Here is a 16,971-nt window from a genome sequence, read left to right as displayed (position 1 = left end):
GCGGTTCGATTCCGTCCCGAGCCACTTACCCAAACGCATCTGCAATAGTAGGTGCGTTTTTTCTTTTGTTATAAAAAAAGGGAGAGCCGGCTTTTCAGCCGGCCCAGAAGAAGACGTCAAACACTAGACGGCGTTTTTTTTCGTGAGGTTTCAAAAAAATATTATTTAAAAGAAAATAAAAAACATGACAAAAGGATGGCAGTTCAATACGTTTTTGCGCTGTTCTCTTTAATTTTTTTATCTTTTGACCTGAAACCGTTATAATAGACGGGGAACGTTTTTCACGATCCGAATTGTGATCATCATGAAACATCAATAGATGAAATGAAGTCATTCTGGCAGGAGGAAAATCAAGATGATGGATAAGAAAATCCTTGTAGTCGATGATGAAAAACCGATTGCAGATATATTAGAGTTTAATTTAAGAAAAGAAGGCTATGACGTGCATTGTGCGTACGACGGAAACGAAGCCGTGGAAATGGTGGAGGAGCTTCAGCCTGATTTAATTCTTTTAGATATTATGCTTCCGAATAAAGACGGAGTTGAAGTGTGCCGGGAAGTCCGGAAAAAATATGATATGCCGATTATTATGCTGACGGCAAAAGACTCGGAGATTGACAAGGTCATCGGGCTTGAAATCGGAGCGGATGACTATGTCACGAAGCCTTTCAGCACGCGTGAGCTTCTGGCCCGCGTCAAAGCGAACCTGCGCCGCCAGCTTACGGTTGCGCCGGCTGAGGAAGAATCAGCTTCTAATGACATTCATATCGGTTCTCTCGTCATCTTCCCTGACGCTTATGTCGTATCAAAAAGAGAAGAAACGATCGAGCTGACTCATCGTGAGTTTGAATTGCTTCATTACTTAGCCAAACATATCGGACAGGTTATGACGCGTGAGCATCTGCTGCAGACTGTGTGGGGCTATGACTATTTCGGTGATGTGAGAACGGTGGATGTAACAGTGCGCCGTCTCCGTGAGAAAATCGAGGATAATCCGAGCCATCCGAACTGGATCGTCACAAGACGGGGTGTCGGTTATTACTTGAGAAACCCTGAACAGGACTAACCGGCGATGAATAAGGTTGGTTTTTTTCGGTCGATTCAGTTTAAGATCACGCTGATCTATGTGCTTCTCATTATCATCGCCATGCAGATTATCGGCGTGTACTTTGTGAAACAGGTGGAGAATTCTCTTCTCAAGTCCTATGAATTATCGTTAAATCAGCGGATTGACAATCTTTCCTATTATATTGAGCAGGAATATAAAGGAGATAATGACAGCACCGTCATTAAAGATGACGTCAAACGGATTTTGAATGATTTTACGAAGAATAATGAAATACGGGAGATTACATTTGTTGATAAAAGCTATGAGGTCGTCGGTTCCTCGAGGCCTTATGGCGAGGAAATAGCGGGGAAACAGACGACTGACCCGATTTTTAAACGGATTTTCTCAACAAAACAGGCCTATTCAAAAAAATATTATGATCCTAAAAGCAAAAACAGAGTGCTGATTTCAGCAAAACCTGTCGTCACAGAGAATCAGGAAGTTGTCGGCGCGATATATGTCGTGGCCAGTATGGAAGATACCTTTAACCAGATGAAAACCGTCAACTCGATTCTTGCTTCAGGAACAGGCTTAGCCCTTGTTCTGACGGCTCTTCTCGGTATATTTCTCGCCCGCACCATTACCCATCCGCTGTCGGATATGCGTAAGCAGGCGATGGAACTGGCAAAAGGGAATTTCTCCAGAAAGGTGCGGAAATACGGGCATGATGAAATCGGTCAGCTCGCAACGACGTTCAACCATCTGACGAGAGAGCTTGAAGATGCCCAAGCCATGACGGAAGGGGAGAGAAGAAAGCTTTCTTCCGTTATCGCGTATATGACGGACGGTGTCATCGCAACGAATCGCAATGGAGCTATTATTCTTTTAAACAGCCCTGCGCTTGAGCTGCTGAATGTTTCACGTGAAACGGCTTTAGAGATGCCGATTACGTCTTTATTGGGCATAAAAGAGAACTTTACATTTGAGGATTTAGTAGAACAGCAGGATTCAATGCTGCTGGAGATCGAACGTGACGATGAAACGACTGTACTGCGGGTGAATTTTTCCGTTATTCAGAGAGAGCACGGAAAAATCGACGGTTTAATCGCGGTTCTTTATGATGTCACCGAACAGGAAAAACTCGATCGGGAACGCAGAGAGTTCGTTGCCAACGTGTCTCATGAGCTGCGGACACCGCTGACGACCATGCGAAGCTATTTAGAGGCGCTTGCAGAAGGCGCGTGGGAAAATAAAGATATCGCTCCGCGTTTCCTAATGGTGACCCAAAATGAGACTGAGCGCATGATCAGATTGGTGAACGACCTGCTTCAGCTTTCTAAATTCGACAGCAAAGATTATCAGTTTAATCGAGAGTGGATTCATATGATCCGCTTTATGTCACTGATTATCGATCGTTTTGAAATGACAAAAGAACAGCATGTCGAATTTATCCGCGAGCTGCCGGACAGAAATCTGTACGTGGAGATTGATCAGGATAAAGTGACGCAGGTTCTCGATAATATCATTTCTAACGCACTGAAATACTCACCGGAAGGCGGACATGTCACTTTCTCAGTCGATGTGAATGAGAAAGAAGAGCTGCTTTATATCAGCGTAAAAGATGAAGGTATCGGCATTCCGAAAAAAGATGTGGAAAAAGTCTTTGACCGTTTCTACAGAGTGGATAAAGCGCGCACGAGAAAACTCGGCGGCACCGGACTCGGCCTTGCGATTGCAAAAGAGATGGTTCAGGCGCACGGCGGAGACATTTGGGCCGACAGTGTAGAAGGCAAAGGAACGAAGATTACATTTACTCTTCCATATAAAGAAGAGCAAGAGGATGATTGGGATGAGGCGTGAAAATATAAAAACAGTCATACTGTCAGTGCTGGTCGTCATTAGTCTTGTTTTAACATGGGGAATTTGGACATTCCAGCCCAATTTTTCAGAAGGCACGGCCTCAACCAAATCGACTGTCCGGGAAAAGCATAAAATTGATAAAACGAGCCAAAAAGTGTCGCAAACGGTAAAACCCCGGGATATGTTTATTCATACAAACGGCTCTCATTACAAAGTGGATGATGAGACGCTCTTTAATGACCTGTGGGCGGATTTGCCGCAATGGGAAGTAAAAGGGATGAAGGATATTTCCGATCAATACGACAAGCTCGGTTTTAAAAATTGGCTTTACGGCAGAAACGGCAATTCGGCAAAGCTCGATCTGCAATTCAATGACACCATTCCGATTGATTTCTTCCAAACGATGTTTAAATGGTCGAATCCGTCAATGGAATACAGCTCATTTGACCATATTGTCATTCCGTTTAATGAGAATAAGACGAATAAGAAGATTTACATGGTCTCGTACAGTAAGCAGCTGATTTTGGAAGTGACTGTGGAATCGGCGAATTACCGCAATCTGATGAATGAGCTGTACAGCAAAAAGTCGAGTATGCCGTTATACCACCTCTATTCGGTCGGAAAAAGCAAAGAATTTCTCATGCCGAATGCGCGGTTTAATATGAAGGAAAAAGAATTTATCACTGAAACCATTAAGACGAACCTGTTTAAGCAGACGCTTTTTAATGATCCGAGCACGGTCAGAGAAGACCCGAATTACAATCGGAATGTGCTGACTGACGGAATCAGCCGTCTGGAAATCAATTCGACACAGCGGCAGATTCAATTCCAGCATCGGAACCTGGCACAAAGCGCTTCTTACCAAACGGGTGAGCTGATTAAGAAAAGCTATAAATATTTAGAGGATACGGGAAGCTGGACGGATCATTATCAATTTTTCAATGTGAGTGATAACCAGCAGCTGAGTTTCTACATGTTTAAAGACCAAATGCCTGTGATCAACAGCACGTCTAAGCCTTTCGGATCCGGACCTGTTTTGACCCTGCAATGGGCCAATGACGAGGTTCTCAGCTACAAGCGGCCGAACTATGTTCTCGGACCGAATCCGATTAAAACAAAAGACGTGAAAATGATGAGCGGCAATGAGGTTGTGTCTTTGCTGGAGCAGCAGGTTAAATACGACGTGAATAAAATCGACCAGATCTTCCTGTCCTATCAAATGGTATCTTCGTCAACGAATGATCTTGTTGAACTGGAACCCGTCTGGAGTATGAAAATCAACGGGAAGATCGTCCCGATTACGAAAGATCTGCTGGGGAAGGAGGAGGACGATAATGGAGTGGAATAAGACAAAAACGATCTTCATCATTGCCTTCCTCATCCTCGATATTTTTCTCGGCTATCAGTTTTTTGAAAAACGCTCGAGCAGTGAATACGAAGTGATTAAAAATTCAAATGTGGAAAAAGACATGGAGATGGATCACATCACATTCGGAAACCTGTCTTCTGATTCCGCGACGGGCTACCGGCTGACGGCGGGCCAAAAGGTATTTACCGCTGAAGATATTGATGCTTTGAAGGATCAAAAGCCGTTAATGGAGATGCCGGCGGATGATCACAAGGTCACAACGCTGAAAATGAAATTTACCGATCCGGTCGGTTTATCAAAGCAAAAACCGCAGGAGGATGCGGAATCGCTCGTCAGCTCTAAAGTAACCGGCGGTGAAAAATATAAACTGTGGAAAGTCGACAAGGATCAAAAACAGATCATTTTTTACCAGACGTATGACGGACAGTTTATTTATCAGGATTTTGACTCGTCCACGGATGCGATCGGACAGGTGATTCTGCATCTGAACGATAAAAACGAGGTCGTATCTTACGAGCAGACCATGCTGGAGTCATTCAAGCGAATCCAGACGGAGAGCCTGATTCCTGAGCTTGATGCGGTCGAATTATTGTATTCTCAAAATTACTTAAAAGCGAATTGCGCCGTTAAAAGCGTTAAGTTCGGCTATATTGCCCAATATCCGCTGACAAGTACGCAGGTGCTGGCGCCGGTATGGAGAATTACAATTGAAGATAAGTCAAAAGGGACGAAGAAAAAGACACAGCAAACGTACACTGTGAATGCATTGGAAAGCACAGTCATTGATAACAATCAAAATAAATAATGGAGTGAGACACAATGGGCTTGCAATTTAGCGTGCTTGCGAGCGGGAGTACCGGAAACGCGTTTTATCTGGAGACAGAGGAGCACTCTTTTCTGGTGGATGCCGGCCTGAGCGGTAAAGCGATGGACGGGCTGATGGAGAAAATCGGCCGCAAGATAGACGACGTGGACGGCATCTTTGTCACTCACGAGCACAGCGACCATATTAAAGGGCTCGGCGTCATTGCGAGAAAGTACGGTCTTCCCGTCTACGCCAATGAAAAGACGTGGAAAGCGATGGAGAATCAGATCGGCAAGCTGGATACCGGACAAAAGTTTCTGTTCCCGATGGAAAGCGTAAAATCCTTCGGCGGGCTTGATGTTGAGTCATTCGGCGTCTCTCATGACGCGGCCGAGCCGATGTTTTATGTTTTCCACTACCAAGGCAGAAAGCTCGCACTGATGACGGACACAGGGTATGTGAGCGACAGAATGAAAGGCATTATCCGTTCGGCCAATGTGTTTGTGTTTGAAAGCAACCATGATGTCGGCATGCTGCAAATGGGCAGATACCCATGGAGCATTAAGCGGCGGATTTTAAGCGATGTCGGCCACGTCTCCAATGAAGATGCGGCGCTCGCCATGACTGATGTCATCGGCGACGGCACATCGCGCATCTATTTGGCGCATCTGAGCCAAGACAACAATATGAAGGAACTGGCGAGAATGTCCGTGCAGCAGACATTGGCTGCGAAAGGATTTGTCGCCGGGGAAACGTTTCAGTTATGTGATACCGATCCGAAAATCCCGACGCCGCTGTGCGCCGTGTAATTTTTCCAAATGAATCATGATTATTAATCCGCGATCTGACCCACACTATAAGCAAATCGAGTACTCTTGAAAGGATTTGAGATAGGGTGGATTATAATCGCGATGATGAACAGTACGCCTCCGAACAGCCCCGCCGCAGCAAGAGAGGGTACTTTCTATCAAGTCTGATCGGCGTCATCGTCGGGGCCGCGCTCATGGCTTTCCTGCTGCCGTACTGGACAGGCGGAGACCATGGAGAAAGCAGCAAAAGCACCAGCCAGCGTCTCGGCAGCGAACAGGTGAAAACAGTCAACGTAAATGTCAATGACGCTGTCACGAATATGGTCAGCCGTGTATCAGATTCGGTAGTCGGTGTTCTCAATATCCAAAAGACCGATATTTGGGGAGAGGGCGGCGAAGCGGGAAGCGGGTCGGGCGTCATTTACAAAAAGAACGGAAACACTTCTTATATCGTAACCAATCACCATGTCATTGAAGGTGCGACTGAGATTGAGATCAGCCTGAAGGATGGCTCACGCGTGCCTGCTGAACTAATCGGGAGCGACCGTTTGATGGATCTCGCCGTGCTGAAGGTGAAGTCTGATAAAATCAAATCGGCCGCCCAGTTCGGCAATTCTGATCAGGTCAAAGTCGGAGAACCGGTCATTGCGATCGGAAATCCGCTCGGGCTTGAATTTGCGGGATCAGTGACACAGGGGATCATTTCAGGCACGGAAAGGGCGGTGCCTGTTGACTCAAACGGCGACGGACAGCCGGATTGGAATGCGGAAGTGCTGCAGACCGATGCCGCGATTAACCCCGGCAACAGCGGCGGCGCTTTGATGGATATATCGGGCAAGGTGGTCGGCATCAACTCAATGAAGATCGCTGAATCCGCCGTTGAAGGCATCGGCCTGTCCATCCCGTCAAAGCTTGTCATTCCCGTTATTCAGGATTTAGAAAAATACGGAGAAGTCAGACGGCCTTTCCTCGGTATTGAGATGAAATCCTTAACGGATATTGCGAGCTACCATTGGAGCCAGACGCTGAAACTTCCGAAAGGCGTTAAAACCGGGGCGGTCATTATGGGTGTCGACGCGTTTTCACCGGCCGGAAAAGCGGGTTTGAAAAAGCTCGACGTGATTACCGGGTTCGACGGACATAAGGTCAATGACGTTGTTGATCTCCGTGAGCGCCTGTATCGCAAAAAGATCGGCGACCGTGTGAACATCACGTTCTACCGTTCGGGAAAGAAAAAAACGGCGGAAGTCAAACTGACAGAAGCGGATCGATTACAGAAATAAAAAACAGCCCGGACATCCGGGCTGTTTTTTATTGATTTATTTGTTAATATTATACTATTATGAAAACGGGAGGTGACACACATGAAAACGGCTGATGTGATCATCGTATTGAATGAAATCGAGGGTGAATGTGAAGGAAGAATTATTTTAGAATGCAGAATTTAAGAAAATGAAACATGTCATATTAAACGTCCTTTTTCAGGGCGCTTTTTTTATGCCTTTTTTCAGAAGCCATAAAAAAGAACTGAACGCGGGTCACAACACGTTCAGTTAAAAATGGATATATTTGAAAAAAAGGTAGACATGAACTTAGAACTTTGTGATTGAAACAGACTGGTGCTGCTGAATTGAAGCGGCAGATAATGATTTTTATTTGCAGATGGCTCCGTTTTCAGCGTTTACTTTCACCAATTCAGCTTAGATTCCGTTTTGTTTCAGATAAAAGCGAATAATAGAAGGGGAAGCGAAAAAAATAAACACAGGCTGATACATCTAAGGAGAGACTGCATCATGGAAAAGTTGAAAGGCATCAAGCTGAGTGCAGACGGCGAGTCTGCACTCATTGATTCTTTAACGATGGGGCTTCATTACGGAACGGTCCTTAGGGAAGACAATATCGTCGAGGTGTACATCCGTTCTCTGCGCGAAAAGCTGAAGGACAAAGAGCACAAGGTGATTCGCACGGTTCGGGGCGCCGGGTACAGGGTGGATCTGGCATGAAACGGCTGTACAGAACCCTGCGGTTCCAGCTCCTGTTCAGGTCACTGGCGATTTTGGCTTTGCTGTTATGTTTCATCGGCGGCACTCAGTACATGTTTATGACACGGACGATGTATGAAAATCAGGCGATCAGCATTCAGAGTGATATCAATTCAATGGATCAAAGCGTATGGAGGTCAATCAAAACCCTTGCCCGTTCCGAAACACCGGCTCATCCGAATTTGATTTACCCCGGGGTGACGGTTGCTTTTATCAATCAATCATACAAGATGTCTGTTTTATCAGAAGACCCGCACGCGGGGGCCGCTCCTTCTTTCCCGAAAAAAGTGTACCGGGATGCGCTGACAGACACCATGGCGCTTCACTATCAGGTGGCTCACAATGAGGCGGGTGAGGAAATCATCGTCGTGTTTCAGGCGATTTCCGTTGACGGAAGGCAGGCGGGAGTTGTGCAGATGAGCACGCTGACACAGCCTTTGAATGATTCGCTTTTCCGCCAGATCAGCATTTTCGCGGTGCTTTCCTTTGCGGCTTTGGTCATCGGACTGTTTGTTTTCTTGCCGGTGATCCGGCTCACACTCAAGCCGCTGTCCCGCATTGTGCGTATGATGGGTGACATTTCTGCCGGCAGTCTCGATAAACGGCTGCCGATCGATAGGAAGCAGGCCGAAATTGAGTCGCTGGGCATCTCCATCAATCAGATGCTGGAACGGATTGAAACCTCTTTTCAGGCGGAAAAAGAAGCGAAGGAGCGCATCCGGCAGTTTGTATCAGACGCATCACATGAGCTGAGAACGCCGCTTACCTCCATTCACGGCTGTATCGAAATTTTAATGCGCGGAGCGGCGGAGAAGCCGGAGCAGAAAGAAAAAGCGCTTCAAAGCATGTACGCGGAATCCGCCAGGGCGAATAAGCTGATAGAGGATCTTCTGTTTCTCGCGCAGATTGACCGGGTGCCGAGCTTTGAAATGAAAAAAGGCGCATTGGGAGACGTCATTTTGGAAATGGAGGCTCAGCTGAAGCTGCTCGCGAGAAACCGGAAGCTCGAGTTCTTTGTCGATCAAAAGATAGAAGCCGTTTTTGACAAAGACAAAATGAAGCAGGTCATTCTCAATCTCTTTTACAATGCGGTGCAGCATACGGATGAAGATACGGGTGTCATCACCGTCTCCCTGCAGAAAGACGGAGGAATCATGCTTATGATTGCAGATAACGGAACGGGAATCGCTCCGGAGCATGTGCCTCATTTGTTTGACGGGTTTTACAGGGCGGAAACCTCCCGATCCCGTCAATCCGGCGGCGCGGGGCTGGGTCTTGCCATTACAAAAACCATTATCGACAGCCATAACGGAACAATTGAAGTGAAAAGTGAGCAGGGAAAAGGCTCCGTGTTCATCATTCGGCTGCCGGGATAAACCGGGCAGAAGGAAGAAAAATCACAATTTATATATAAATTCTAAATTTTCAAAAAATAACTTGTCCTTTTCCAATATTGGTGATAATATCTAGTTATTGGTAAAGGGGGTGTGTACTGATGAAGATTGAAGAACTTGATCTTGATACAGAAACAGCAAGCTTGGTGCATCGTTGCTAGTAAAGCCGTGACTCCCCTCATTGGGGAGTTATTATCTTTCAGGGGGTATGTCATGATGTCAACGTACTGTAAGCGCTGGAAGTTTAAAGACAGCGTGCAGGTGCTGACCTACACGGCGCATATTATCATTCAATATCGAAAGGCGATTAAGCTTGCGCATACGAGTGAGATCAAAGAGGCGGTTGAACGGCTGATCATCGGCTGTGAAAAACAAGAGCTTTCTGATCTTCTGGGAGAGGAAGCGGGAAACCAGTTTTTCGATGCGTTAATGAAATTGGATGCTTTAATAGAGCCATGGCAAAACGGCCGTGAAGGCCGCATCACTGAAAAGCAGCTGTACCATTTTGAGAAATACAACCAAAACCCCAATCTGATCCAAAACAGATTAGACGGCAGCAGGGCAGCGATCGTGGGTCTGGGGGGCGTCGGAACGATCATTCTTCAAAACCTTTTGGCGGCGGGCATGCAGCATTTTATTCTCATTGATTTCGATGCCGTATCAGTACATAACCTGAACAGACAATTCGTCTATAATAAATCTTCTGTAGGCAAATTAAAGATCTCAGAATGCAGAGATTATATTGCGGGTATCAATCCCCATGCGGACGCAGCACTTTACCATAAGGAAATTACACAGCCGCAGGACCTGCGTGTGTTAGATCCGTACGAAATTGATATCGTCATAAATGCCGCTGACAAACCCCATAACATTTCTGAATGGGTTTACCGGTATTGTAAGGAGCGGAATATTGCATTTATGACCGGGGGTGTCGGCAGCTTCAGCGGCCAATGGGGGCCTCTGCTCACGCCTGAATCCTATCAATCCGGCGTCACCTATGAAAAAAACATGTCGGCCGGACTTCTGAACTGTTACCCCGATGAACCGATCAAAGGTTCCTTAGGAGCGACAAACGGTATTATATCCTCGTTTATGTCTCATGACATTATCACATACCTTGCAGGCGGAAGCCCGAAATCCCTGAATACCCGCATCGGCCTGGACTTTGACGGCCTTCATATTACAGAAACGAAGCTTTCTCAAAAGGAAAGCGCTTTATGAAGACGATGCATCGTACGGCGAGAAAACCGGGCGACCCTCTGAAAATAGAAATTGACACAAGCCCGATACGCTTGAACCCATTAGATACGCAGGATTACACAAGCAAGATGATTTGCAGCATTATGTATGAAAGCCTGCAGGACGGCTATAACTGCCGGATCATCCGCAAAGATCCCCGCACCTGTCAGGTGGACATTCACCCGGACTATTTAGGTGACGCCGAGGGTGTGATTCAAACGATCATCTATCATCTGACGAAAGAAAATCAAAGCCCCCATCTCGGCAGTTTCCTGAACATAAAACAGGCCGTTCCGTATGTAAAAGGCCTCGTCTCTTCCGATCAGCTCGGGGTGAACGTAACGGGCGAAAAACGCTTTGAAGTCACCTTGGACGAGCCGTCTGATGAAATAGAAGCCGTTTTGCAGAGCAGCTTTCTGATTCCTGGGACCGCCGGGGGCGATGTGCCGGAAAACGGCCCGTACCGATTCAAGCGCACGTTTGAGAAGGGGCTGGAATTTGAGCGGAATCCGCAATATAAAATGACGCCCGCGGATCACCGCACGGTTCAGACCATCCAATTTATTTTGAATGATGATCTGGAAAAGAGCATCGGGCTGTACGAAGCGAATCAAACGGACGTGACCTGCCACACCCAGTTTCATCATTCAAACATGAGGTATCGGCAGTATGCTGATTTTAAAGAAAATCATTTGCCGATGTTATTTACCTTCAAGGTAAAGGACGACATGCTGAGAACTTTCATTCAGCATTATTTTGATAAACAAAAGCTGGCCGGGGATTTGGGGCATATCATCACACCGACTGATTCACTGATCGGTATATGGGAAAGCGGGAGGACACCGCAGAAAGATCCGCCCCTTTTGACAAGAGAAGAACCGATCCGAATCGTTTATGCCGATTATTATCCCAACGGAGAGATCATTGAAAGGCTGGCTGATTTGTTTCGACGGGCCGGAGCGGACGTGTCCGTCTCCCGCGTCAGTCATTTCAATGATTATTACCATATGGATAAAAGCCGGTTTGATATTGAGCTCCATTTGTTCCTGCCGGCTTACATGCATGAGCTGAGCTATATCAAATATTTCATCCGCGACATCAGCGATCCAGGGAAGAAAAAAACGATCATTGATGCCGTAGGATCTGAAAAAAAGAAGGAACTTTTTGGGTTATTCGAGAATACAACTCATTATTGCCCAATTTGTTTTGGGAAAAGTCTGTATCTGCAAGATCCATGTATAGAGGGTTTTAGTGTAAAGACTGACGGGCTCCTTTCTGTTCATGATGTTAAATGCAGATAGCTGGAAAGGGGTATTCATTTGCGGAATCGAAATTTGCTTTACTTCTCCGGTTTTTTCGGAAACTTCTTTTTCGAACGGGGAATTTGGATTTTATATTTAACAAGCATGAATTATTCATTGTTTCTAGTGGGCATCCTGCAATCGGTCCTGAATTTGGCGATGTTTCTGGCGGAAGTGCCGAGCGGCGTCATCTCGGACAGAATCGGGAGAAAAAAATCGCTCTTGCTCGGCCATTTTATGGTCATTGTCTATTTGGTGATGTTCCTGAGCTTTCATAACTTCATCGCCCTCTTCATCGCCCATATTATATACGGTATCGGGCTGACGTTTATATCAGGAACGGATCACGCCTTTTTGTTTGATTCACTGAAAGAACAAGGGAAAGAAAAATGGTACGGCAAATCCATCGGAAACTATAACGGACTTGTCATACTCGGTCTTGCGATCGCCATGGGCATCGGCGGCTACTTGCAGGAAATATCATGGTCGTATGTGTTTATCGCCGGGATTGTCACTCAGCTGATTGCAATGGCGGTCATTACACAGCTGACGGAAATTAAATTTGAAAACAGTGAACACGAAACGCAGACGGTCGGTGACATCTTAAAAGAAGTCAAAGATTTCTTCAGGCTGAACAAAGCCTTTAAATATCTGGTGCTGTCACTCTCCGTTTTCTTTGCGATTACATCGGTTTTTTATATGTACGGACAAGATCTGTTAAGTCAGGAAGGGCTGTCCGTGCGCAATATATCCATTATTTTTGCGGGACTGTCCATCTTGCAGGCGCTGTGCTCCATCTTTTCTTCCAAGCCGGCGGAAAAATTCACGCCGAGGCGCGTGCTTCTGCTGACATTCTGTATCATCGGGGCGGCCTACCTGTTTATACCTTCGGGCAGTCTGTACGTGACGATTGCAGCTTTTGTCGTCATTAACGCGCTCTATGATGTGATAGAACCCGTATCCAGTCAGGTGGTGAATAATGAGATTCCGTCCAGAACGAGAGCCACGCTGCTGTCCATTATCAGTTTGATGACCTCGCTCTTCATGTTCATTGCCTTTCCGTTTATCGGATTCTTAACGGACTATTTTGATTCAGCTTTGCTGCTGACCGCAATCGGGGTATTATCCATCTTATTGTCGCTGTTTATGATGCTCAGCTTTTACAAACTGAAAGCGAGCGTCGCCATCCAGAATAAAGTCGAGCTTTGAACCAGAATGACAAAGGGATGATGTGAGTTGCTGAATATTCATAATCTTACGGTAAATTTAGCGGGAGATACCATTTTCAAACAAGTTTCTTTTTTCATCAATGAAGGCGAAAAAGTACTTGTGGCCGGGCCGAACGGTTCCGGCAAAAGCACGCTGTTCAGGGTGCTTTCCGGGGAGCTTGAGGCAGATGAAGGAACGATTGCGATCAACAAAGGGGCGAAGGTCGGTTTGCTGAAGCAGATCGCTGATCCCCATGAAGATCTGACGTTGTATCAATATCTGGAAAAATCATTTGAAGCTCTCGCGGCGATCCAGAATGAAATGAAGGCCATTGAGCTGAAGCTTTCGGAACCGATGAGTGATGACGAGCTGACTGCTTTATTGGAAAAATACAGTCAATACACGGAAACATTTGAGCGGAACAACGGCTACCAGATGCATGCGATGATTGACGAGGTATGCAACGGGCTCAGCCTCAGCGAATTAAAGGATCAGCCGTTTTCAAAGCTGAGCGGCGGCGAAAAAACAAAAGCCGGCCTTGCCGAAATTTTAATCCGCAAAGACGACGTTATACTGCTGGACGAGCCGACCAACCATTTGGATGTCCATGCGATTGAGTGGCTTGAAGGGTTTATTAAAAAATCGAACAAAACCATTCTGTTTACGACCCACGATAAAACGTTTGCCGACCAAACGGCGATGAAGGTGCTCGAGATTGACGATACCGAGGTGAAGATTTGGCCTTACGGATTCAGCGAATACTTGAAAAAGCGGGAAGAATTCATCATCGCCCAGTTTGAGAAATATGAAGAACAGCAGAGAAAAATACAGAAGATGAAGGAATCCATCGCCCAGCTGAGAGATTGGGCCAACCGCTCAAATCCGCCGTCTGTCGGCCTGCACAGACGCGCGAATAATATGGAAAAGGCACTGAAAAGGATCGAGCTGATCAATAAGCCGGTCCGGACGGAGCAAAAATTAAAAAACGCATTTCAGGAAGCGGGCGCCGGTTCAAAAGATATTGTGTTCATTGAAAACGGAAAGGTGACCAACGGATCTTCCCTTTTATATCAAAATGTGAATCTGCGCATAAAGCATAAAGACAGAATCGGCATCGTCGGCAGAAACGGCGTCGGCAAAACAACGCTGATCCGCTGCATCATCGGGGAAAAAGAACTGTCGGACGGCACCATTAAAGTGGGAGAAAATCTTAAGATAGGCTACATTGATCAAAAGAGCCACGTCGGAGATTCGAGTCAGACGATTCTGCAATTTTTTAAAGAAAATCTGCTGACTGAAGAGGGCATGGCCCGGAATATGCTGGCCAAGTACGGATTTTACGGGTCGTCGGTCTTTAAAAAACTTTCCGTCCTGTCGGGCGGTGAGAGAATCAGGCTGAAGCTGTCCATCTTAATGGAAAAAAAGCTGAATGTCCTGATCCTGGATGAGCCGACCAACCACTTGGATATTGAATCTCAGGAAATTCTCGAAAACAGCCTGATGCAGTTTCAAGGCACCATCATCTGCGTTTCTCACGACAGAAACCTGCTGGAGAAGTTCAACAAGATTTTCTGGCTTGAGAATCAAAACGTCACCATCTTTTCAGGTCCATACAGTTACGCCAAACAAAAAAAACGGCAGATTGCCGAATAAAAGGGGAATGGATATGACCATTGACAGACTGACAATCAATGAGTTATCGTACGATCTTTTTGTAAGCGAGTATGCTGATAAGAAACCTTTTATTTTGACGGGGGCAATGGATCACTGGGAATGCAGACCGTGGACGCTTGAATACATTGACGAACACTATGGGGACAGAATGGTCACCATCCGGAAATCAGATATCGAAGGGGTCAAAACGTTTAAACAAGTAAAGCTTTCCAACTATATCGAGTACATTGATCAGAATGATGACAAATGGTACTGTGACTGGAACTTTACGCAGCTGAACCAAAATGACTTAGACCTTGTCTATTCCGCACCCGAGTATTTTACAAAAGACACATTGAGAGCGGATGAAGAAACGGGACGGGACTGGAAATGGTTCTTTCTCGGTTCTAAGCAGACAGGCACGCCGCTGCATCAGGATTTTAACAACACGCACGCGTGGAACGGCGTCATTTTCGGGGAGAAGGAATGGATCTTCTATCATCCGGACGACTCTCCGTATTTGTACGAAGGAAATATCAATGTCTTTGATGAAAAAGACATTGAGCAAAAACCGCTGGTGCAAAAGGCGTCTCCGCTCCGCTTCAGACAAAAGGCGGGAGAAATCATTTACGCGCCGCGCCGTTGGTGGCATCAAGTCGAGAATACGGAACATACATTGGCAGTGAGTGAGAACTTTTGGTTTACCGGAGAGCGGCTTGCCAATCAGATATAACCTGACGAAAGGCTGAGGAGCATCTCAGCCTTTTTTTGTATGGATTCATTTCATCCGGTCCAGACCGAATTTTTTCAGGCGGTATTGCAGGCTCTGTCTGCTGATTCCGAGCTCGTTTGCCGTTTTGGATATGTTATTGCCGTGTTTTCTCAGGATCTTTTCGATCATGTATTTTTCGAAGTTTTCCATTTTGTCTTTTAAATCGGTGCCGGGCTGGGTGCTTGCGGCGGCTTTGGTTTCCGTGTCAGCCGGTTTGATTTTCATCCGGTATTGGTAAGGCAGGTGGGCCGCCGTAATCGTCGTTTCATCCGTCATAAAGTTCATGGCGCCTTCAATCATATGTTCAAGCTCGCGGATGTTGCCCGGCCAGTCATATTCCAGGAAGAATCGCTGCACATCGTCACTGATCGAATCGACATGCATTTGGAACAGGTGATTGTTTTTCTGGATAAAGACTTCGGCCAGAGGCAGAATGTCCTCCTTGCGCTCCCGGAGCGGGGGAATGATCAGTGTGACAACGCTTAAGCGGTAGTATAAATCTTTGCGCAGCCGCTCTTCCGAAATGGCGGTGATCGGGTCTTCATTCATCGTGGCGATGATACGGACGTCAATCGGTTTGTCCTGCGCTGATCCGATGCGCCTGATTTTCTTTTCCTGAAGGGCGCGGAGCAGTTTTGCCTGCAGGCTGAGATTGAGCGAGTTGATCTCATCAAGGAGCAGGGTGCCTCCCTGCGCCTGCTCAAATAAGCCGGGCTGGTCGATGGCTCCGGTAAAGGCGCCTTTTTTCGTGCCGAATAAAATACTTTCGACCAGGCTATCCGGCAGGGCGGCGCAGTTTTGTGAGATGAACGGGGCGCCTGAGCGCTGGCTGCCGTTGTGAATGCTTTGGGCGAACAGTTCCTTGCCCGTTCCCGTCTCGCCGGCCAAAAGCACCGATGATGATGTGCGGGTTGCCCGTTTCGCGTTTTCGATGACTTCCCGAATGACCGGGCTGTTGCCGAGAATACTGTCAAACGTGTAGCTGTTCTGTTCTTTCCTGTGCATGTTCTCCCTGATCAGCCGTTCGAGCTTGGTGACGTCCTTGGCGATTTCCACGGCTCCCTTGATCTCGCCGTTTTGCACAATCGGGAAAGTGTGGTTGATCGTCGTGATTTCCTGGCCTTTGTTATTGAAATAGCTTTGCTTTACGTTTTTAATCGTTTTGCCTTCTTGAAGGGCCTGAACGAGCGTGCTGTCCTGCTGATTGGAAAACATAAATACATCAGTCAGGTTTTTATGCAGGACGTCCCGTTCATCCATATCTTCAATCTGCATCATTTTCTTATTGTAAATGACGGTGCTGCCCTTTTCGTCCACCACATGCAGCCCGACATCAATCTCTTCCAGAATGCTTTGTAACACGAGTGTGTAAAATTCGCTGGTTGTGTGCAGGTCAATTCCCCCTCCCAATCGTCTTAACATTCATTATTTTAAAATAAATCGAACGGGAAACGCAAAAAAATTTTGCGC

Annotated in this window: 14 protein-coding genes; 13 read left to right on the top strand and 1 reads right to left on the bottom strand. The window is 46.5% G+C overall.

All coding sequences use genetic code 11. The annotated features are described in order from the left end of the window. Positions 1 to 358: 358 nt before the first annotated feature. From walR to D5S11_RS19240, 13 genes are all read left to right on the top strand, one after another. On the top strand, positions 359 to 1,066 hold the full coding sequence (gene walR, locus D5S11_RS19300) for a cell wall metabolism DNA-binding response regulator WalR (protein ID WP_004393104.1): 708 nt from the start codon (positions 359 to 361) through the stop codon (positions 1,064 to 1,066). 6 nt (positions 1,067 to 1,072) lie between these two features. Further along, on the top strand, positions 1,073 to 2,908 hold the full coding sequence (gene walK, locus D5S11_RS19295; RefSeq protein WP_004393106.1) for a cell wall metabolism sensor histidine kinase WalK: 1,836 nt from the start codon (positions 1,073 to 1,075) through the stop codon (positions 2,906 to 2,908). Beyond that, complete coding sequence (yycH, locus tag D5S11_RS19290) at positions 2,898 to 4,256, top strand: WalRK two-component regulatory system regulator WalH (protein WP_007407897.1); 1,359 nt, start codon at positions 2,898 to 2,900, stop codon at positions 4,254 to 4,256. The genes walK and yycH overlap by 11 nt, the downstream gene beginning before the upstream one ends. Next, positions 4,243 to 5,082: a two-component system regulatory protein YycI gene (locus D5S11_RS19285; protein ID WP_032869247.1), complete on the top strand. Its 840-nt coding sequence runs from the start codon at positions 4,243 to 4,245 to the stop codon at positions 5,080 to 5,082. The genes yycH and D5S11_RS19285 overlap by 14 nt, the downstream gene beginning before the upstream one ends. A 14-nt stretch (positions 5,083 to 5,096) precedes the next feature. Then, positions 5,097 to 5,891 (top strand): MBL fold metallo-hydrolase, encoded by a 795-nt coding sequence (locus D5S11_RS19280; RefSeq protein ID WP_108725207.1) that lies wholly within the window; start codon positions 5,097 to 5,099, stop codon positions 5,889 to 5,891. A gap of 86 nt (positions 5,892 to 5,977) precedes the next feature. After that, positions 5,978 to 7,174: a S1C family serine protease gene (locus D5S11_RS19275; RefSeq protein WP_007614967.1), complete on the top strand. Its 1,197-nt coding sequence runs from the start codon at positions 5,978 to 5,980 to the stop codon at positions 7,172 to 7,174. A 510-nt stretch (positions 7,175 to 7,684) separates the two neighbouring features. Beyond that, on the top strand, positions 7,685 to 7,894 hold the full coding sequence (locus D5S11_RS19270; protein ID WP_042635664.1) for a winged helix-turn-helix domain-containing protein: 210 nt from the start codon (positions 7,685 to 7,687) through the stop codon (positions 7,892 to 7,894). Then, complete coding sequence (locus D5S11_RS19265; RefSeq protein WP_108725208.1) at positions 7,891 to 9,309, top strand: sensor histidine kinase; 1,419 nt, start codon at positions 7,891 to 7,893, stop codon at positions 9,307 to 9,309. Before D5S11_RS19270 ends, D5S11_RS19265 begins: the two co-directional genes overlap by 4 nt. A gap of 231 nt (positions 9,310 to 9,540) precedes the next feature. Beyond that, positions 9,541 to 10,548 carry a ThiF family adenylyltransferase gene (locus D5S11_RS19260; protein WP_108725209.1) on the top strand — a complete coding sequence of 336 codons (1,008 nt, stop codon included), beginning with the start codon at positions 9,541 to 9,543 and terminating at the stop codon, positions 10,546 to 10,548. Next, positions 10,545 to 11,867, top strand: a complete 1,323-nt coding sequence (locus tag D5S11_RS19255; RefSeq protein ID WP_108725210.1) for a periplasmic substrate-binding domain-containing protein — start codon at positions 10,545 to 10,547, stop codon at positions 11,865 to 11,867. Before D5S11_RS19260 ends, D5S11_RS19255 begins: the two co-directional genes overlap by 4 nt. An 18-nt stretch (positions 11,868 to 11,885) precedes the next feature. Next, positions 11,886 to 13,076 carry an MFS transporter gene (locus D5S11_RS19250; RefSeq protein ID WP_014306161.1) on the top strand — a complete coding sequence of 397 codons (1,191 nt, stop codon included), beginning with the start codon at positions 11,886 to 11,888 and terminating at the stop codon, positions 13,074 to 13,076. Positions 13,077 to 13,103: 27 nt separating this feature from the next. Further along, positions 13,104 to 14,729 carry an ABC-F family ATP-binding cassette domain-containing protein gene (locus tag D5S11_RS19245; protein WP_108725211.1) on the top strand — a complete coding sequence of 542 codons (1,626 nt, stop codon included), beginning with the start codon at positions 13,104 to 13,106 and terminating at the stop codon, positions 14,727 to 14,729. A gap of 13 nt (positions 14,730 to 14,742) precedes the next feature. Next, a complete protein-coding gene (locus D5S11_RS19240) occupies positions 14,743 to 15,462 on the top strand; it encodes a cupin-like domain-containing protein (protein ID WP_108725212.1) in 720 nt (239 codons plus the stop codon). Between the two features lie 45 nt (positions 15,463 to 15,507). On the opposite strand, the gene D5S11_RS19235 is transcribed toward D5S11_RS19240, so the two are convergent. After that, entirely contained in the window at positions 15,508 to 16,923 is a 1,416-nt protein-coding gene (locus tag D5S11_RS19235) for a sigma-54 interaction domain-containing protein (RefSeq protein WP_374106816.1), read from the bottom strand. Positions 16,924 to 16,971 lie beyond the last annotated feature (48 nt).

The sequence above is a fragment of the Bacillus sp. L75 genome (assembly GCF_003676355.1).
In the GTDB taxonomy this organism is placed as follows: Bacteria; Bacillota; Bacilli; order Bacillales; family Bacillaceae; genus Bacillus; species Bacillus velezensis.
The sequence above is the reverse complement of the archived record's forward strand: the minus strand, read 5'-3'. Positions and strand labels throughout refer to the sequence as shown.